Genomic DNA, 15,539 nt, shown 5'->3' with positions numbered 1-15,539 from the left:
CAACACTCTGTAGGAGCGGGCTTGCTCGCACCTACAGAGGCCCGCCGTCAGTCGAGTTAACGGGGTACAAGGTCCAGGCACACCGAGTTGATGCAATAACGCAGCCCCGTCGGCGGCGGACCGTCCGGGAACACATGCCCGAGGTGCGCATCGCATTTGGCGCAGGTCACTTCGGTGCGGATCATGCCGTGGCTGACGTCACGGATCTCGATCATCGCGCTGTCGGCGATCGGCGCGTAGAAGCTGGGCCAGCCGCAGCCGGAATCAAACTTGGTGGTCGAATCGAACAGCGGCTCATTGCAGCAGATGCAGTGATACACACCCTCAGTCTTGGTCTCATTGTACTTACCGCTGAAAGGACGCTCGGTGCCCTTGAGGCGGCACACGTTGTACTGCTCTGGATCGAGCATTGCCTTCCATTCTTCAACGGTTTTCTGCAACTTTTCCATCGGTACACCTCGGCAACTGAAAAAGCCTGATCTGTATCTTTTCCACGGATCAGGCGGCACGTATGATTGCGCCTCTTCAAAACGCCAGTCTGGCACCCGCGCTACCGGCATTCAAACGTATTTATGGGTGCGGACCTTGCAGCATTCACAGTACGGTAGTGCCCATACCGTCTGGATCGTTCATTTTCAGGATCACATCGCCATGCAGGTCAGCAAATCGAACAAGCTCGCCAACGTCTGCTACGACATTCGCGGCCCAGTGCTCAAGCACGCCAAGCGCCTGGAAGAGGAAGGCCATCGCATCCTCAAGCTGAACATTGGCAACCCGGCGCCCTTTGGTTTCGAAGCGCCGGATGAAATCCTCCAGGATGTGATCCGCAACCTGCCCACCGCCCAGGGCTACAGCGATTCCAAAGGCCTGTTCAGCGCGCGCAAGGCCGTGATGCAGTACTACCAGCAGAAGCAGGTCGAAGGCGTCGGCATCGAAGACATCTACCTGGGTAATGGCGTATCCGAGCTGATCGTGATGTCCATGCAGGCCCTGCTCAACAACGGTGACGAAGTGCTGGTGCCGGCACCGGACTACCCACTGTGGACCGCCGCCGTGACCCTGGCCGGCGGCCACCCGGTGCACTACCTGTGCGACGAGGGCGCCGACTGGTTCCCGGACCTGGCCGACATCAAGGCCAAGATCACACCGAACACCAAGGCCCTGGTGATCATCAACCCGAACAACCCCACCGGCGCCGTGTATTCCAAGGAAGTGCTGCTGGGCATGCTCGAGCTGGCACGCCAGCACAACCTGGTGGTGTTCTCCGACGAGATCTACGACAAGATCCTCTACGACGATGCGGTGCATATCTGCACCGGCTCCCTGGCGCCGGACCTGCTGTGCCTGACCTTTAACGGCCTGTCCAAGTCCTACCGCGTGGCGGGCTTCCGCTCCGGCTGGATCGCCATTTCCGGGCCCAAGCACAACGCCCAGAGCTACATCGAAGGCATCGACATGCTGGCCAACATGCGCCTGTGCGCCAACGTGCCGAGCCAGCATGCGATCCAGACCGCCCTCGGCGGCTACCAGAGCATCAATGACCTGATCCTGCCCCAGGGCCGCCTGCTGGAACAGCGCAACCGTACGTGGGAGCTGCTCAATGCGATCCCGGGCGTGAGCTGCGTGAAGCCCATGGGCGCGCTGTACGCCTTCCCAAGGATCGACCCGAAGGTCTGCCCGATCCTCAACGACGAGAAGTTCGTGCTCGACCTGCTGCTGTCGGAAAAGCTGCTGGTGGTCCAGGGCACGGCGTTCAACTGGCCGTGGCCGGATCACTTCCGTGTGGTGACCTTGCCGCGCGTGGATGACCTGGACATGGCGATTGGCCGAATTGGCAACTTCCTCAAGTCCTATCGCCAGTAGCGGTGCGGCGCCGTACGACCGACATTCGGTCGTACGGCGATTATCTGGCAACACTTCTCTGGCTATCTGTTCTCCCCGCGCTGCACTTGTGTCTCCACCTCCACAAAACCCTGTAGTTACGGGGCCCCAAGGCAAAAAGTGGCATTTCACGGGTGGCATTCCTCATCGGAAAATCCCTTCAAGACTGTACATTCAAGCTGTAGGACACAGTTTGAAATAGTCGCTCGGTTGAATCACCCTAAGCCGCACCTTATATACCCCGCAGTACGCGACATATTAAGCATGAGGAGAACTCTACAACCATGATGCGCATCCTGCTGTTCTTGGCCACCAACCTGGCGGTCGTGCTGATTGCCAGCATCACCCTGAGCCTCTTCGGCTTCAACGGGTTCATGGCGGCCAACGGGGTTGATCTGAACCTCAATCAGCTGCTGATTTTCTGTGCGGTCTTTGGTTTTGCAGGCTCGCTGTTCTCGCTGTTCATCTCCAAGTGGATGGCGAAGATGAGCACCAGCACCCAGATCATCACTCAACCACGCACGCGCCATGAACAATGGCTGATGCAAACCGTGGAGCAGTTGTCTCAAGAAGCAGGTATTAAAATGCCCGAAGTCGGGATTTTCCCTGCTTACGAGGCCAATGCCTTTGCAACGGGCTGGAACAAGAACGACGCCCTCGTGGCGGTCAGCCAAGGGCTGCTCGAACGTTTTTCACCCGATGAAGTGAAGGCGGTACTCGCCCACGAGATTGGCCACGTGGCCAACGGCGACATGATTACCCTCGCGCTGGTGCAAGGCGTGGTGAACACCTTCGTGATGTTCTTCGCGCGGATCATCGGCAATTTTGTCGACAAGGTGATCTTCAAGAACGAAGGCGGCCGCGGTATCGCCTACTTTGTAGCGACCATCTTTGCCGAAGTGGTACTGGGCTTCCTGGCCAGCGCGATTGTGATGTGGTTCTCGCGCAAACGAGAGTTCCGCGCAGACGAAGCCGGCGCACGTCTGGCTGGCACCAGTGCAATGATCAGTGCGCTGCAGCGCTTGCGCTCCGAACAGGGCCTGCCGGTGCATATGCCCGACAGCCTGACCGCCTTTGGCATCAACGGCGGCGTCAAGCAGGGCCTGGCTCGCATGTTCATGAGCCACCCGCCGCTGGAAGAGCGTATCGACGCGCTGCGTCGCCGGGGCTGATACCCGGTAATGCAAAAGGGGCGATTGGATCGCCCCTTTTTTGTGCGCGGGTTTTACACCTTGGTGAGCCGATAAGCGCGCTCTTCGAGGCGCGTGACACCGTCCTGCACGAACTTCCAGCTCTCATCCAGAATATCCTGAGCTTCGAGCACCTCCAGGCACCACTGCAAACCCAGCAGTACCTTCACCTCATCGTCCGTCACCGCAAAGGGTGGGCCGGCTTTTTGCGTCTGGTCATAGTCCAGGGTGATCAGCAGCCCCTGGCAGCCCGGCCGCAACAGGCTGTTCAACTGCTCGGCGTACTGCGCACGCATCAGCGGCGGCAAGGCAATCAGTGCGGCACGGTCGTAAAGCGCCGTGCAATCAGCCAGTGCCCCAGCATCCAAGGCAAAGAAATCGCCGCACCATATCTCGATCAAATCGGCCTGGTACACCTTGAATACGCCGTGCCAAGTGATTCGCGGCGTCAGATTCTGCTCGCGGAAAAACGCATCAACCGCCTGCTCCGACAGTTCAACGCCGAGTACGTGATAGCCGTTGCTGGCCAGCCACATCAGGTCCAGGCTTTTGCCGCACAGCGGCACCAGCACCTTGGCGCCCTGAGCAAGGGTCAGCGAAGGCCAATAACGCAGCAGGTAAGGGTTAACTTCGGGCAAGTGAAAGCCGATCTGATTACGCGCCCAGCGCTCCTGCCAAAATTTGGGCTCCATGAAATCACCTCCGAGAATTCGATCAAAAAGCGCTAAAACTTATATTAGATTTAGATCAATGATCTGATTGAAGATGGGCCCATGTTAAACCTCAGGACCTTCCTTATGTTACCCAGCCTGTTTATCTCCCACGGATCACCCATGCTTGCCCTGCAACCCGGCGCCAGCGGCCCTGCCCTGCAGCGCCTGGCCGCTGAACTGCCACGGCCGAAGGCAATTGTGGTGGTGTCGGCGCATTGGGAAAGCCAGGAACTGCTGGTCAGCGGCAGCGCTGCGCCCGAGACCTGGCACGACTTCGGCGGTTTCCCCCGCGAGCTGTTCGCCGTGCAGTACCCGGCGCCGGGCGACCCGCAATTGGCCAACCAAATCGTCGACCTGCTTCATGCCGACGGCTTGAATGCGCGAATCGATGAGCGCCGCCCGTTTGACCATGGCACCTGGGTGCCGCTCTCGCTGATGTACCCGGCAGCGGACATTCCAGTGGTGCAAGTCTCCTTGCCCAGTCGCATGGGCCCTGCCCTGCAAACCCGCGTCGGACATGCCTTGGCCAGCTTGCGCGAACAGGGCGTGCTGTTGATCGGCTCCGGCAGCATCACCCACAACCTGGGCGAGCTGAACTGGCAGGCCGGACCTGAGAGTATCGAACCCTGGGCACGCGATTTCCGCGACTGGGTAGTGGACACACTCGCTGCCAACGACGAAGCGGCGTTGCATGATTACCGTCGCCAGGCGCCACACGCCGTGCGCAGCCATCCCAGCGATGAACATTTGTTGCCGTTGTACTTTGCGCGCGGCGCTGGGGGTGACTTCAGCGTGGCGCATCAAGGGTTCACCATGGGCGCGCTGGGCATGGACATCTACCGCTTCGGTTAACACCGGACAAAAAAAAACCCCGAACCAGTCGGGGATTTTTTATGTGCGATCAATCAGCCCAGGGGCGGATCAATCTTCGCGGTAACGACGCAGCTTCAATTGCTTGCCGGCAACGCGAGTGTCTTTCAGCTTGGTCAGCAGTTTTTCCAGACCGTCTTCCGGCAACTCCACCAGGGAGAAGCTGTCACGGACCTGGATGCGACCGATGGCTTCACGTGCCAGGCCACCCTCGTTGAGGATAGCGCCCAGCAGGTTCTTGGCAGCGATACCATCACGCGCGCCCAGCGCGGTACGGCAACGAGCACGGCCTTCAGCCAATGGAACCGGAGCACGACGCTCACGATCGCCACGGTCCGGACGGTCGCCGGTACGTTCTGGACGATCACCGCGCGGCGCGTTGTTCGGCACCAGCGGGCGCTCTTTCTCGATGGCTGCCAGGGTCAGGGCCTGACCGTTGGTAGCCTTGCGCAGCAGGGCTGCAGCCAGGGCGCGTGGAGTGCAACCGATATCGGCGGTCAGGCGGTCCAGCAGGTCGCCGTGGGTCGATTCAGCGTCAGCCACCAGTGGCGACAGGCTGTTGGTCAGTTTCTTGATGCGGGCATCGAGAACGGCCTGGGCATCCGGCAGGCGGACTTCAGCCACTTTCTGACCGGTTACACGCTCGATCACTTGCAGCATGCGGCGCTCACGTGGAGTCACCAGCAGCAGTGCACGACCTTCGCGACCGGCACGGCCGGTACGGCCGATACGGTGAACGTAGGACTCTGGATCGTAAGGCATGTCAACGTTGAACACGTGGGTGATACGCGGAACGTCGAGACCACGAGCGGCTACGTCGGTCGCAACAACGATGTCCAGACGGCCATCCTTGAGGGAGTCGATCACGCGCTCACGTTGGTTCTGGGCGATGTCACCGTTCAGCGCAGCGGCTTTGTAGCCTTTGGCTTCCAGGGCACTGGCCAGGTCCAGGGTCGCTTGCTTGGTACGCACGAACATGATCAGGGCGTCGAAGTCTTCGACTTCCAGCAGGCTCAATACAGCCGAGGTCTTCTGGTCAGCGTGAACCAACAGGTGAGCCTGTTCGATCGCGGTAACGGTCTGAGTCTTGGTCTGGATCTTCACGTGTTGCGGATCGCGCAGGTGGCGTTCGGCAATGGCACGGATCGACTGTGGCAGGGTGGCCGAGAACAGCACGGTCTGACGGGTCGGTGGCAGCGCCTTGAAGATGACTTCCAGGTCATCCATGAAGCCCAGCTTCAACATTTCGTCGGCTTCGTCCAGAACCAGGTGGTTCACGGTCGACAGGACTTTCTCGTCACGACGCAGGTGGTCGCACAGACGGCCCGGGGTGGCGACAACGATCTGAGCGCCATTACGGATGGCTTTCAGTTGCGGGCCCATCGGCGCGCCGCCGTAAACGGCAACAACGGTAACGCCTGGCATTTGCTTGGCGTAGGTTTCAAAAGCGGTTGCTACTTGCAGCGCCAACTCACGAGTTGGCGCCAGGATCAGGGCTTGCGGTTCGCGCTTGGCAGGATCGATGCAGTGCAGGATAGGCAGGGCGAACGCGGCGGTTTTACCGGTACCGGTTTGCGCCTGGCCAATCATGTCCTGGCCGGCCATGATGATCGGGATCGATTGCTGCTGAATCGCCGAAGGTTCTTCGTAGCCGGTCGCGATGACGGCAGCGAGAATGTTCGGGTTAAGATTAAAAGCGGCGAAGCCGCCGGTTTCCTGGGTCATGGGTCTGCCTCTAAGTGCATCCGCAAAGACCCATGCTCCAAAGCTGCGCATGCCGTGTTGAGACTCAAGAGTCGCCCTGGCTGCTTTGTCGGCGGGGATTTGCGAAAACGAATGAATGAAAAAGATTCGTCAAGGGAGAGTCCGCTGTGCGGACGCGCAGCCGAAGCTGACTTCGGGGAATTGCACTACCTAAACGCGGCCCGGTTAAAGGCCGGCGCGCACTATACCGGAAATACCTGAAAAAGGGAGCTTTTTTTATCGCCAGGCGCCGATAAACCGCACGGCATCACAGTCTTTGCAGATAAGCGCGGCAGGGTCTATTTTTCAAAGGCCCGGCCCTGCTGGTCATGACGCTTAAACGGTTCACCTTCCATTGGTCTGAAACTTTTCCCCCGTCCGAGGACACGTCCGATGAATCAAGCCAGCAGTAGTCGCGTCAGCCGTGAACTGCAGGGCCATGTCCTGTTGTTGGGCCTGGATCGGGTCGCCAAGCGCAACGCCTTTGACCTGGACTTGCTCAATGAGCTCAGCCTGGCTTATGGCGAATTTGATCGAAATGACGACGCACGAGTGGCCGTTGTATTTGCCCATGGCGACCACTTCACCGCCGGCCTGGACCTGGCCAATGTCAGCGGGGTAATGGCAGGCGGCTGGCAACCGCCGCTGGGAGGCTGTGATCCTTGGGGCGTTTTCGCAGGCCCCAGGATCAGCAAACCGGTGATCGTCGCCGCCCAAGGCTACTGCCTGACCATCGGTATCGAGTTGATGCTCGCTGCAGATATCAATCTGTGCGCGAGCAATACCCGCTTTGCACAGATGGAAGTGCAACGTGGGATTTTTCCGTTTGGAGGCGCGACATTGCGTTTTTATCAGATCGCCGGCTGGGGCAACGCCATGCGCTGGCTGCTCACCGGCGATGAGTTCGACGCCCATGAAGCCCTGCGCCTAGGTTTGGTGCAGGAAGTCATGGCCAGTGAAGACCTTCTGCCCCGCGCCATCGAGCTGGCCAGTCGCATCGCGCGCCAGGCGCCGCTTGGCGTCCAGGCCACCTTGATGTCGGCCCGCCTGGCACGGATGGAAGGCGAAACCGTTGCGGCCGCCGCGCTGCCGCCGATGGTGGATCAATTGCTGAACAGCGAGGATGCCAAGGAAGGCGTGCGCGCGATGGTCGAGAAGCGGCCGGGGGTGTTCAAGGGCATTTGAGTCGCCTGTACCGACGCTATCGGGGGCAAGCCCCCTCCCACATTTGAAATGAGCTCCAAGTGTGGGAGGTGTGGTGCGACGATTCGAGTTGCCCCCGATGGCGTCGGCACAGGCGACTACGTAGCCGGCCGAATCGCCTTGATCAACGCCTGCAACGAATACCCCAATCGCGGTGCCAGGGCTTCGGCGCGGGCCCAGAGCGCATCAAGATCCAGCGCCTGGTCCAGCTCCGAAGGCACCAACAGGATCACATTGCCCTCCTTCACCGGTAGTTCCCAGTAATGCCGGTGGTACAAACCACGCAGCAACGCCGCGCCCAAGGGTTTGCCATCATCGGTCGCCCACTGGTTGATCACCAGCCAACCGCCGGGGTTGAGTTTCTTCTGGCAGTTTTCCAGGAAGGTCCAGGCCAGGTGTCCGACGCCCGGGCCTACATCGGTGTAGAGGTCGACGAAAATCAGGTCGGCCGATTCAGCGGTCTCCAACAGCTCCAGGGCGTCGCCGATGCGGATATACAAGCGCGGATCATCATCCAGCCCCAGGTATTCGATGGCCAGGCGCGGCACATCGGGGCGCAGCTCGATAGCTTCGACGTCTTCCAGAGGCAGGAACTTGAGGCAGGCCTGGGTCAACGTCCCGGCCCCCAGGCCGAGGAACAGCGCGCTCTCCGGCTGCTCATGGCACAACGCGCCGATCAGCATCGCGCGGGTGTAGTCGTACTCCAGCCAGCTCGGGTCAGCGGTGAACACGCAGCTTTGCTCGATGGCATCGCCAAACTCGAGAAACCGGTAATCGGCAACCTCAAGCACACGGATCATGCCGAAATCATCATGGACTTCGGCCAGCAGGCGCTCGACACGCTCCTCGGTCATCACAACTCCTAAAGGGTTTACCGCACGGCAAAGGCGCGATTGTCGGCCAACCGGCGGCAACAGGTCACGCACTAATTGCTGATAACATTGACGCCCGACCGTCAACCACCCAATCGAGTTCATGATGAGCCAACCCTGGAGCCCCGACAGCTGGCGCGCCCTGCCAATCCAGCAACAACCCCAGTACCCGGACTCTGCGCACTTGTTGCAAGTGGAGCAGAGCCTGGCCAGCTATCCGCCGCTGGTGTTTGCCGGGGAAGCCCGCGAGTTGCGCCGTCAGTTTGCCGAGGTGACCCAAGGTCGCGCGTTCCTGCTGCAAGGTGGCGACTGCGCCGAGAGCTTTGCCGAGTTCTCCGCCGCAAAAATCCGCGACACCTTCAAGGTGCTGTTGCAGATGGCAATCGTGATGACCTTCGCCGCCGGCTGCCCGGTGGTGAAAGTCGGGCGCATGGCCGGCCAGTTCGCCAAGCCGCGCTCGGCCAACGATGAGACCATTGAAGGCATCACCCTGCCCGCCTACCGTGGCGATATCGTCAACGGCATCGGCTTCGACGAAAAAAGCCGCGTGCCGGACCCGGACCGCCTGCTGCAGTCCTACCACCAGTCCACCGCCACCCTCAACCTGCTGCGCGCCTTCGCCCAGGGCGGTTTTGCCGACCTGCACCAGGTGCACAAGTGGAACCTGGACTTTATCGCCAACTCCGCCCTGGCCGAAAAATACAGCCAGTTGGCCGACCGCATCGACGAAACGCTGGCTTTCATGCGCGCCTGCGGCATGGACAGCTCGCCGCAGTTACGCGAAACCAGCTTCTTCACCGCCCATGAAGCGCTGCTGCTCAACTACGAACAAGCCTTCGTGCGCCGCGACAGCCTGACCAACGACTACTACGACTGCTCGGCCCACATGCTGTGGATCGGCGACCGCACCCGTCAGTTGGATGGCGCTCATGTCGAATTCCTGCGCGGGGTGAATAACCCGATCGGCGTCAAAGTCGGCCCGAGCATGAACCCCGATGACCTGATCCGTCTGATCGACATCCTCAACCCCGACAACGACCCCGGCCGCCTCAACCTGATCGCGCGCATGGGTGCAGGCAAGGTCGGCGACCACCTGCCCAACCTGATTCGCGCCGTGCAGCGCGAAGGCAAGCAGGTGCTGTGGAGCTCCGATCCGATGCACGGCAACACCATCAAGGCCAGCAGCGGCTACAAGACCCGCGACTTCGCGCAGATCCTCGGTGAGGTCAAGGAGTTCTTCCAGGTCCACCAGGCCGAGGGCACGTATGCTGGCGGGATTCATATCGAGATGACCGGGCAGAACGTCACCGAGTGCATCGGCGGCGCGCGGCCGATCACCGAAGATGGCTTGTCGGACCGCTACCACACCCACTGCGACCCACGGATGAACGCCGATCAGTCGCTGGAGTTGGCGTTCCTGATTGCCGAGACATTGAAGCAGGTCAAACGCTAGCAGACGTTTTGAAATAGGGCTTCCTGTGGCAACAAAGCCCCGTGTGGCGAGCGGGCTTGCCCCGCGTTGGGTGGCGAAGCCACCCCAAAACCCACGCCGCAATTCTGCCAGAACCAATACAGTGATCCACTGGGGCTGCTTCGCAGCCCAACGCAGGGCAAGCCCGCTCGCCACGAAAGTACCTTCTTCCTACAAGTGCAGCATGGCTAACCGCAAGCGGTCGGCACTCGGCCGCTGGCAATTGAGCTGGATATGTTCGAGCCCAAGCCAGTCGGCCATTTGCCGCAGGTTCAACGCCAGCACCAACATCCCCTCCTCATCCAGCCCCGGCTCTTCCTCATGCACCGCATGTACGGCCAGGCGTCCGTTGGCGCGTTCGGCCCGCAGGTCGATACGTGCGGCGATCCGCTCGTTGTGCAAAAACGGCAGCACGTAGTAGCCGTACACCCGTTTGTCTTGCGGGGTGTAGATCTCCAGCCGGTAGCGGAAATCGAACAGGCGCTCGGTACGGCTGCGCTCCCAGACCAGCGAGTCGAAGGGCGACAGCAGTGCGCTGGCCGACACCTTGCGCGGCACTTTGGGCTCGGGCAGACAGTAGGCTGCCTGCTTCCAGCCTTGCACCTGGCAAACCTGCAAGTGCCCGTCCTCGACCAATTCCGCCAGGCGACTGCGACTGTCGGCGGGGTCAAGACGGAAGTAGTCGCGTAGGTCTTTTTCGGTACCTACACCCAAGGCGGTGGCGCTGTGCAGCAACAGGCCACGTTGGGCCTCGGCCTCGGTCAACGGCACCTGCTGGAGGATGTCGCCAGGGATGACGCGCTCGGGCAAGTCATAGAGCCGCTCGAAACCACGCCTGCCGGCAACGGTAACCAGGCCGGCGGCGAACAGCCACTCAAGCGCATGCTTTTCATCGCTCCAGTCCCACCAGGGTCCGGCCCGCTCTTCGCGGGTCGACAAACTGCCCGCGCCGAGCGCGCCCTGCTGTTCGACGGTCTGCAAAACGCGCTGGATCGTGGCCTGTTGCTCACGACCGAAGCGCGCCATCTGCGAATAGATGCCGCGCCCCTGCTGCGCTCGCTCCATACGCCAACGCATCAACGGGTACAACGCCATTGGCAGCAGCGAGGCCTCGTGCCCCCAATACTCAAACAACGAGCGTCGTCGGCCCTGGCTCCAGGCCGCTTGTTCAAGCATCAATGGGGAGTAATTGCCCAGGCGGGAAAACAGCGGCAAGTAGTGAGAGCGCACCAGCGCATTGACCGAGTCAATCTGCAACACGCCCAAGCGCTCGATCACGCGGTTGAGGTGCGCAGCTTTTATCAGCGCAGGCGCCTGGCGCCCTGAAAATCCCTGGGCCGCCAGCGCCATGCGTCGAGCTTGCTTGAGGGAAAAGGACAAGTCGGCGGGCATGGGAATCTCCTTGAATGCTCGCGACCTACCCTACTGCATCCGGGGTCATTTTCGCAGTGGATCTTCCCAGAAATGCCGATGGCTCTCACGCTCCACATCGGCACGGCTGAGGCCGATGTCCTTGAGCGCATCATCGTTCATGCTTGCCAGCACCTGCCGTTCGTGGCGCAACACCTGCCAACGCAATACCACTTGCAGCAGCCTGGAAAACGGCCGTTTGGTGATCAACACGAAACCTTTCTGACCTTTCATCTTCTCGCCCTCCAGTGGGGATGACGCAAGTGTGTGCCGTGCAATATGATCAATCCAACGAATGTTTCTTATGCAACACATCTCGGAGATTGATCAATTGTCCGGCTACCCGAGCATCGACACTGAAGTGCTGCGTACCTTCGTCGCCATCGCCGACCAGGGCGGTTTCACCCGCGCCGGTGAACTGGTTAACCGCACCCAATCGGCGGTGAGCATGCAGATGAAGCGTCTGGAAGAAGACGTGTTGCAGCGCAAGCTGTTCGAGCGCGATGGCAGGCAGGTGCGGCTGACGCCCGAGGGCCAGGTGTTGCTGGGTTATGCGCGGCGCATCTTGAAGCTCCACAGCGAGGTGTTCAACACCCTACGCGAGCCGCATATGGTGGGGTTGGTACGTATCGGTACGCCGGACGACTACGTGATGCGTTTCCTTCCAGGGATCCTCAAGCGGTTCTCCAAGGCCTACCCGCTGATCCAGATCGAGCTGCATTGCGAGTCGTCAACGGTGCTGATGCAGCGACGGGATCTGGCGCTGACCGTTATCAGCCGCGAGCCTGGCAAGGAAATCGGCGAGCTTTTGCGCACAGAGCGCATGGTATGGGCAGCGGCGCCATGTTTTTGTGTGGAAGAGCACGATGCCGTGCCCCTGGCGGTGTCCGGTGCCGACTGCGTGTACACGCAGTGGACCCAGGCCGCACTGGATGCAACCGGGCGGGATTATCGCCTGGCGTATCACAGCACCAACGTGGCGGCGATCCTGGCAGTGGTGAGTGCCGGCCTGGCTGCCATGATCTGCATGGAAAGCCTGGTGACTGAAGACTTGCGAGTACTCGGCAGCGACGAGGGTTTCCCAGCGCTGCCCTCTATGAATCTGCACTTGCTGCGCAATCCGCAAATGACCTCGCCCATCACCGAATGCCTGGCCGAATACATCGTCGAAGGCTTCAGACTTTAAACGTCAGCATCACCGCACACACCACCAGGAAGCCGCAAAACAGGCCGCGCAAGACACGCTCCGGCAACGCATGGGCAACCTTCACGCCCCAGCTGATACTGAGCAGGCCGCCGACGGCGAGCGGCACGCCGATCATCCAGTCCACCTCGTGGTGCCAGGCATAGGTGACCAGCGTCACACCCGTGCTGGGCAACGCCAAGGCCAGGGACAACCCTTGGGCGACGACCTGGGTGGTGCCGAACAGGCTGGTGAGCACGGGAGTGGCAACCACCGCGCCGCCAACCCCGAACAAACCGCCCATGGAACCGGACGCCGCGCCCAACACGCCAAGCCAAGGCCAGGAGTAACGCATGTGTGCCGTCGGCGGCGCATTCCGCGTGAACATACGCAGCAGGTTGTAAGCCGAAAGCGTCAGCAGAAACACAATAAAGCCGATGCGCATGGCACCTGCGTCGAGCCCCACGGCCCAGATCGAACCAAGCCAGGCAAAGCTGAACCCCATGATGCCCAAGGGCAGCGCGTGCCGCAGTTCGATGCGATTGCGCTGGTGGTAACGCCACAGGGCGAGCATCACGTTCGGCACCACCATGACCAACGCCGTGCCTTGGGCAAGTTGTTGGTCCAGGCCGAACCATACGCCGAGTACCGGGATCGCAATCAACCCACCGCCAATACCAAACAGGCCACCCACCGTGCCGAGGGCCACGCCCAATACCAGGTACACCGCTAAATCCAACACCGCTCGCTACTCCCCATTCTCAAGACCTGCATGCTACGCAGTCGACTCTGGCGCGGAAACGCACAGCAACGCACAATGGCTATGCCAATCTCGCATAAGCGCGTACCGATGAATCCCAATACGCTGACCGATCAACTGAGCCTGTTTCTGGATGTATTGGAAACGGGCAGCTTTTCCGCCGCAGCACGTCGCCATCCGCTGACACCCTCGGCGGTGGCGCGGCGCATCGACAGCCTGGAAAGCTCCGTGGGCAGCCGCTTGTTCCAGCGCAGCACCCACGCGGTGGTGCCGACCCCGGCGGGCCTGGCCTTCGCTGAACGGGCACGGCGGATTGTCAGCGAGTTGCAACTCGCACGGGCAGAGGCCGCTTCCCTGAGTCATGCGCCGGAAGGGCTGATTCGCGTGGATGCACCGGCAGCGTTCGGTCGCCGGCACCTGGCGCCGGTGATTGCCGACTTCTTGAACGTTTACCCCGGATTGGATGTGCACCTGCATCTGATCGATAGTTTTGTCGATATGCAGGGCGCGCACTTGGGTAAGGTCGACTTGGTGCTGCGCGCCGGGCATATCGTCGATACACGGCTGATCGCCACGCCCCTGGCCAGTATCGTGCGTATCGCCTGCGCCAGCCCGGCCTACCTGAAAAGCCGTGGCACCCCGGCTCACCCCCGCGAATTGAGCGAGCATGACGGCCTGGATTGGGACGGCCTGGCGCCGATGTTCGCGTGGCGCTTTGAGTTGGACGGGCGACGTGCAACGCATCGCCCGCGGCGCATCCGCATGAGCGCCAACAACGCTGAAGCGCTGCTATCGGGCGCTCTCGCCGGGCTGGGCATCGCCCATCTTCCCACCTGGCTGGCCAGTGAATACCTGGTGCGCGGGGAATTGCTGCCGCTGTTTTGCGAGGACGGCCTGCCCAGCCCGGAGACCACCGGGATCTACGCACTGCGGCTGGAACAGCAGCCCAATGCGCGCAGCCGCTTGTTGCTGGAATACCTCAAGTCCCGATTCAGCCCCGTGCCGCCTTGGGATCTGGCCCTGCAAAGCGGGTTGGTCTGACCGCTGGGACAGAATTATCTGGCGCATTAAAGATTTGCCCGCTAGATTCCAGCGTAGACACGCTTTTTTTGAGGCACCACCATGAGCAAAAATCCCACCGCGTGCGATTCCCTGTTGCTGGACAATCAACTGTGTTTCGCCCTGCACTCCACATCGCTGCTGATGACCAAGGTCTACAAACCGCTGCTGCAAGCCCTCGGTCTGACCTACCCGCAGTACCTGGCCATGATGGTGCTGTGGGAAGAGGATGGTTTGACCGTCGGCGAAATCAGCAGCCGCCTGCTGACCGACCCGGGCTCCCTGACGCCACTGCTCAAGCGCCTGGAAGCCGAAGGCCTGCTCAGCCGCACCCGCAGCCGTGAAGATGAGCGCGTGGTGGTGGTGGAGCTGACCGGCGCTGGGCGTGCCTTGCAGGAAAAGGCCATGGGTATTCCACAGTGCATTCTCGGCGCCAGCGGTTTGGAGCTGGACCAATTGCGCAAGCTGCAGGCTGACTTGCTCGCGTTGCGGGGCAACCTGCAGAACGCGATCTAAACACAGCAAAACACTCAACATGTGGGAGGGGGCTTACTCCCGATGACGGTTTATCAGTCGACGAATCTTTTGACTGAAACACCGCTATCGGGAGCAAGCCCCCTCCCACATTGGTTTGCAGCGACTGAAAAAATATTTATACATTTATCTTGCGCGCAAAACATTAGCGCTATACATTTGCTTCACAAACTACTTAGCGCACAAAACTTTAGCGCTAATAACCAAGAGGACGACACCATGCAAACGCTCTATACCGCAGTAGCCACCGCCACCGGCGGCCGTGATGGTCGCGCTGTTTCCAGCGACAACATCCTCGACGTCAAACTCTCCACCCCCAAAGAATTGGGCGGAGCCGGCGGCCAGGCCACCAATCCGGAACAACTGTTCGCCGCTGGTTACTCGGCCTGCTTTATCGGCGCCCTGAAATTCGTCGCCAGCCAGACCAAACGCAAAATCCCGGATGATGCCTCGATCACTGCCCACGTCGGCATCGGCCAGATCCCTGGTGGTTTCGGCCTGGATATCGACCTGCACGTCAGCCTCCCAGGCCTGGCCCAGGACGACGCGCAAAGCCTGGTCGACGCCGCTCACCAAGTCTGCCCGTACTCCAACGCCACCCGTGGCAACGTCGATGTGCGCCTGCACGTAACCGTCTAACCCCTGCCGAT

At 60.8% G+C, this 15,539-nt stretch carries 16 protein-coding genes; 9 read left to right on the top strand and 7 right to left on the bottom strand.

Features of this window, described 5'->3' with window-relative positions; genetic code table 11:
* Positions 1 to 56 precede the first annotated feature (56 nt).
* Positions 57 to 449 carry a peptide-methionine (R)-S-oxide reductase MsrB gene (gene msrB / locus M2397_RS05495; protein ID WP_131699511.1) on the bottom strand — a complete coding sequence of 131 codons (393 nt, stop codon included), beginning with the start codon at positions 447 to 449 and terminating at the stop codon, positions 57 to 59.
* A 202-nt stretch (positions 450 to 651) separates the two neighbouring features.
* On the opposite strand from msrB, the gene M2397_RS05490 reads away from it, so the two are divergent.
* Together M2397_RS05490 and htpX are read left to right on the top strand one after the other, a co-directional pair.
* Positions 652 to 1,863, top strand: coding sequence for a pyridoxal phosphate-dependent aminotransferase (locus tag M2397_RS05490; protein ID WP_012723006.1), 1,212 nt, complete (start codon positions 652 to 654; stop codon positions 1,861 to 1,863).
* Positions 1,864 to 2,165: 302 nt separating this feature from the next.
* Positions 2,166 to 3,053 (top strand): protease HtpX, encoded by an 888-nt coding sequence (gene htpX, locus M2397_RS05485; protein WP_027607000.1) that lies wholly within the window; start codon positions 2,166 to 2,168, stop codon positions 3,051 to 3,053.
* A gap of 53 nt (positions 3,054 to 3,106) precedes the next feature.
* Here the strand turns inward: htpX and M2397_RS05480 are convergent, their stop codons facing one another.
* A complete protein-coding gene (locus tag M2397_RS05480) occupies positions 3,107 to 3,763 on the bottom strand; it encodes a thiopurine S-methyltransferase (protein WP_131699512.1) in 657 nt (218 codons plus the stop codon).
* A gap of 105 nt (positions 3,764 to 3,868) precedes the next feature.
* Between M2397_RS05480 and M2397_RS05475 the strand changes: the two genes are divergently transcribed.
* The gene (locus M2397_RS05475; RefSeq protein ID WP_131699513.1) at positions 3,869 to 4,636 is read left to right on the top strand and encodes a class III extradiol ring-cleavage dioxygenase; all 768 of its coding nucleotides are present in this window, start codon (positions 3,869 to 3,871) and stop codon (positions 4,634 to 4,636) included.
* Between the two features lie 69 nt (positions 4,637 to 4,705).
* On the opposite strand, the gene M2397_RS05470 is transcribed toward M2397_RS05475, so the two are convergent.
* Positions 4,706 to 6,379: a DEAD/DEAH box helicase gene (locus M2397_RS05470; protein ID WP_027606997.1), complete on the bottom strand. Its 1,674-nt coding sequence runs from the start codon at positions 6,377 to 6,379 to the stop codon at positions 4,706 to 4,708.
* Positions 6,380 to 6,790: 411 nt separating this feature from the next.
* On the opposite strand from M2397_RS05470, the gene M2397_RS05465 reads away from it, so the two are divergent.
* Positions 6,791 to 7,582 (top strand): crotonase/enoyl-CoA hydratase family protein, encoded by a 792-nt coding sequence (locus M2397_RS05465; protein WP_259242403.1) that lies wholly within the window; start codon positions 6,791 to 6,793, stop codon positions 7,580 to 7,582.
* 116 nt (positions 7,583 to 7,698) lie between these two features.
* Here the strand turns inward: M2397_RS05465 and M2397_RS05460 are convergent, their stop codons facing one another.
* Positions 7,699 to 8,454 (bottom strand): spermidine synthase, encoded by a 756-nt coding sequence (locus M2397_RS05460; protein WP_131699515.1) that lies wholly within the window; start codon positions 8,452 to 8,454, stop codon positions 7,699 to 7,701.
* Between the two features lie 124 nt (positions 8,455 to 8,578).
* On the opposite strand from M2397_RS05460, the gene M2397_RS05455 reads away from it, so the two are divergent.
* On the top strand, positions 8,579 to 9,925 hold the full coding sequence (locus tag M2397_RS05455; RefSeq protein ID WP_259242402.1) for a class II 3-deoxy-7-phosphoheptulonate synthase: 1,347 nt from the start codon (positions 8,579 to 8,581) through the stop codon (positions 9,923 to 9,925).
* A gap of 189 nt (positions 9,926 to 10,114) precedes the next feature.
* Here the strand turns inward: M2397_RS05455 and M2397_RS05450 are convergent, their stop codons facing one another.
* Positions 10,115 to 11,335, bottom strand: a complete 1,221-nt coding sequence (locus M2397_RS05450; protein ID WP_131699517.1) for a winged helix-turn-helix domain-containing protein — start codon at positions 11,333 to 11,335, stop codon at positions 10,115 to 10,117.
* Positions 11,336 to 11,380: 45 nt separating this feature from the next.
* The gene (locus tag M2397_RS05445; RefSeq protein WP_237683153.1) at positions 11,381 to 11,587 is read right to left on the bottom strand and encodes a DUF1127 domain-containing protein; all 207 of its coding nucleotides are present in this window, start codon (positions 11,585 to 11,587) and stop codon (positions 11,381 to 11,383) included.
* A 70-nt stretch (positions 11,588 to 11,657) separates the two neighbouring features.
* On the opposite strand from M2397_RS05445, the gene M2397_RS05440 reads away from it, so the two are divergent.
* On the top strand, positions 11,658 to 12,539 hold the full coding sequence (locus M2397_RS05440; protein ID WP_131699519.1) for a LysR substrate-binding domain-containing protein: 882 nt from the start codon (positions 11,658 to 11,660) through the stop codon (positions 12,537 to 12,539).
* Here M2397_RS05440 and M2397_RS05435 read toward each other — a convergent pair.
* The gene (locus M2397_RS05435; protein ID WP_131699520.1) at positions 12,529 to 13,278 is read right to left on the bottom strand and encodes a sulfite exporter TauE/SafE family protein; all 750 of its coding nucleotides are present in this window, start codon (positions 13,276 to 13,278) and stop codon (positions 12,529 to 12,531) included. The genes M2397_RS05440 and M2397_RS05435 overlap by 11 nt on opposite strands.
* Positions 13,279 to 13,386: 108 nt before the next feature.
* Between M2397_RS05435 and M2397_RS05430 the strand changes: the two genes are divergently transcribed.
* The 3 genes from M2397_RS05430 (at position 13,387) to M2397_RS05420 (ending at position 15,528) form a co-directional block, all read left to right on the top strand.
* A complete protein-coding gene (locus tag M2397_RS05430; protein WP_145338083.1) occupies positions 13,387 to 14,337 on the top strand; it encodes a LysR family transcriptional regulator in 951 nt (316 codons plus the stop codon).
* Positions 14,338 to 14,418: 81 nt separating this feature from the next.
* Positions 14,419 to 14,871: a MarR family winged helix-turn-helix transcriptional regulator gene (locus tag M2397_RS05425; RefSeq protein WP_131699522.1), complete on the top strand. Its 453-nt coding sequence runs from the start codon at positions 14,419 to 14,421 to the stop codon at positions 14,869 to 14,871.
* Positions 14,872 to 15,108: 237 nt separating this feature from the next.
* A complete protein-coding gene (locus tag M2397_RS05420; protein WP_034126737.1) occupies positions 15,109 to 15,528 on the top strand; it encodes an organic hydroperoxide resistance protein in 420 nt (139 codons plus the stop codon).
* Positions 15,529 to 15,539: the final 11 nt, after the last annotated feature.

The sequence above is a fragment of the Pseudomonas sp. BIGb0381 genome (assembly GCF_024809815.1).
Lineage (GTDB): Bacteria > Pseudomonadota > Gammaproteobacteria > Pseudomonadales > Pseudomonadaceae > Aquipseudomonas.
The sequence above is the reverse complement of the archived record's forward strand: the minus strand, read 5'-3'. Positions and strand labels throughout refer to the sequence as shown.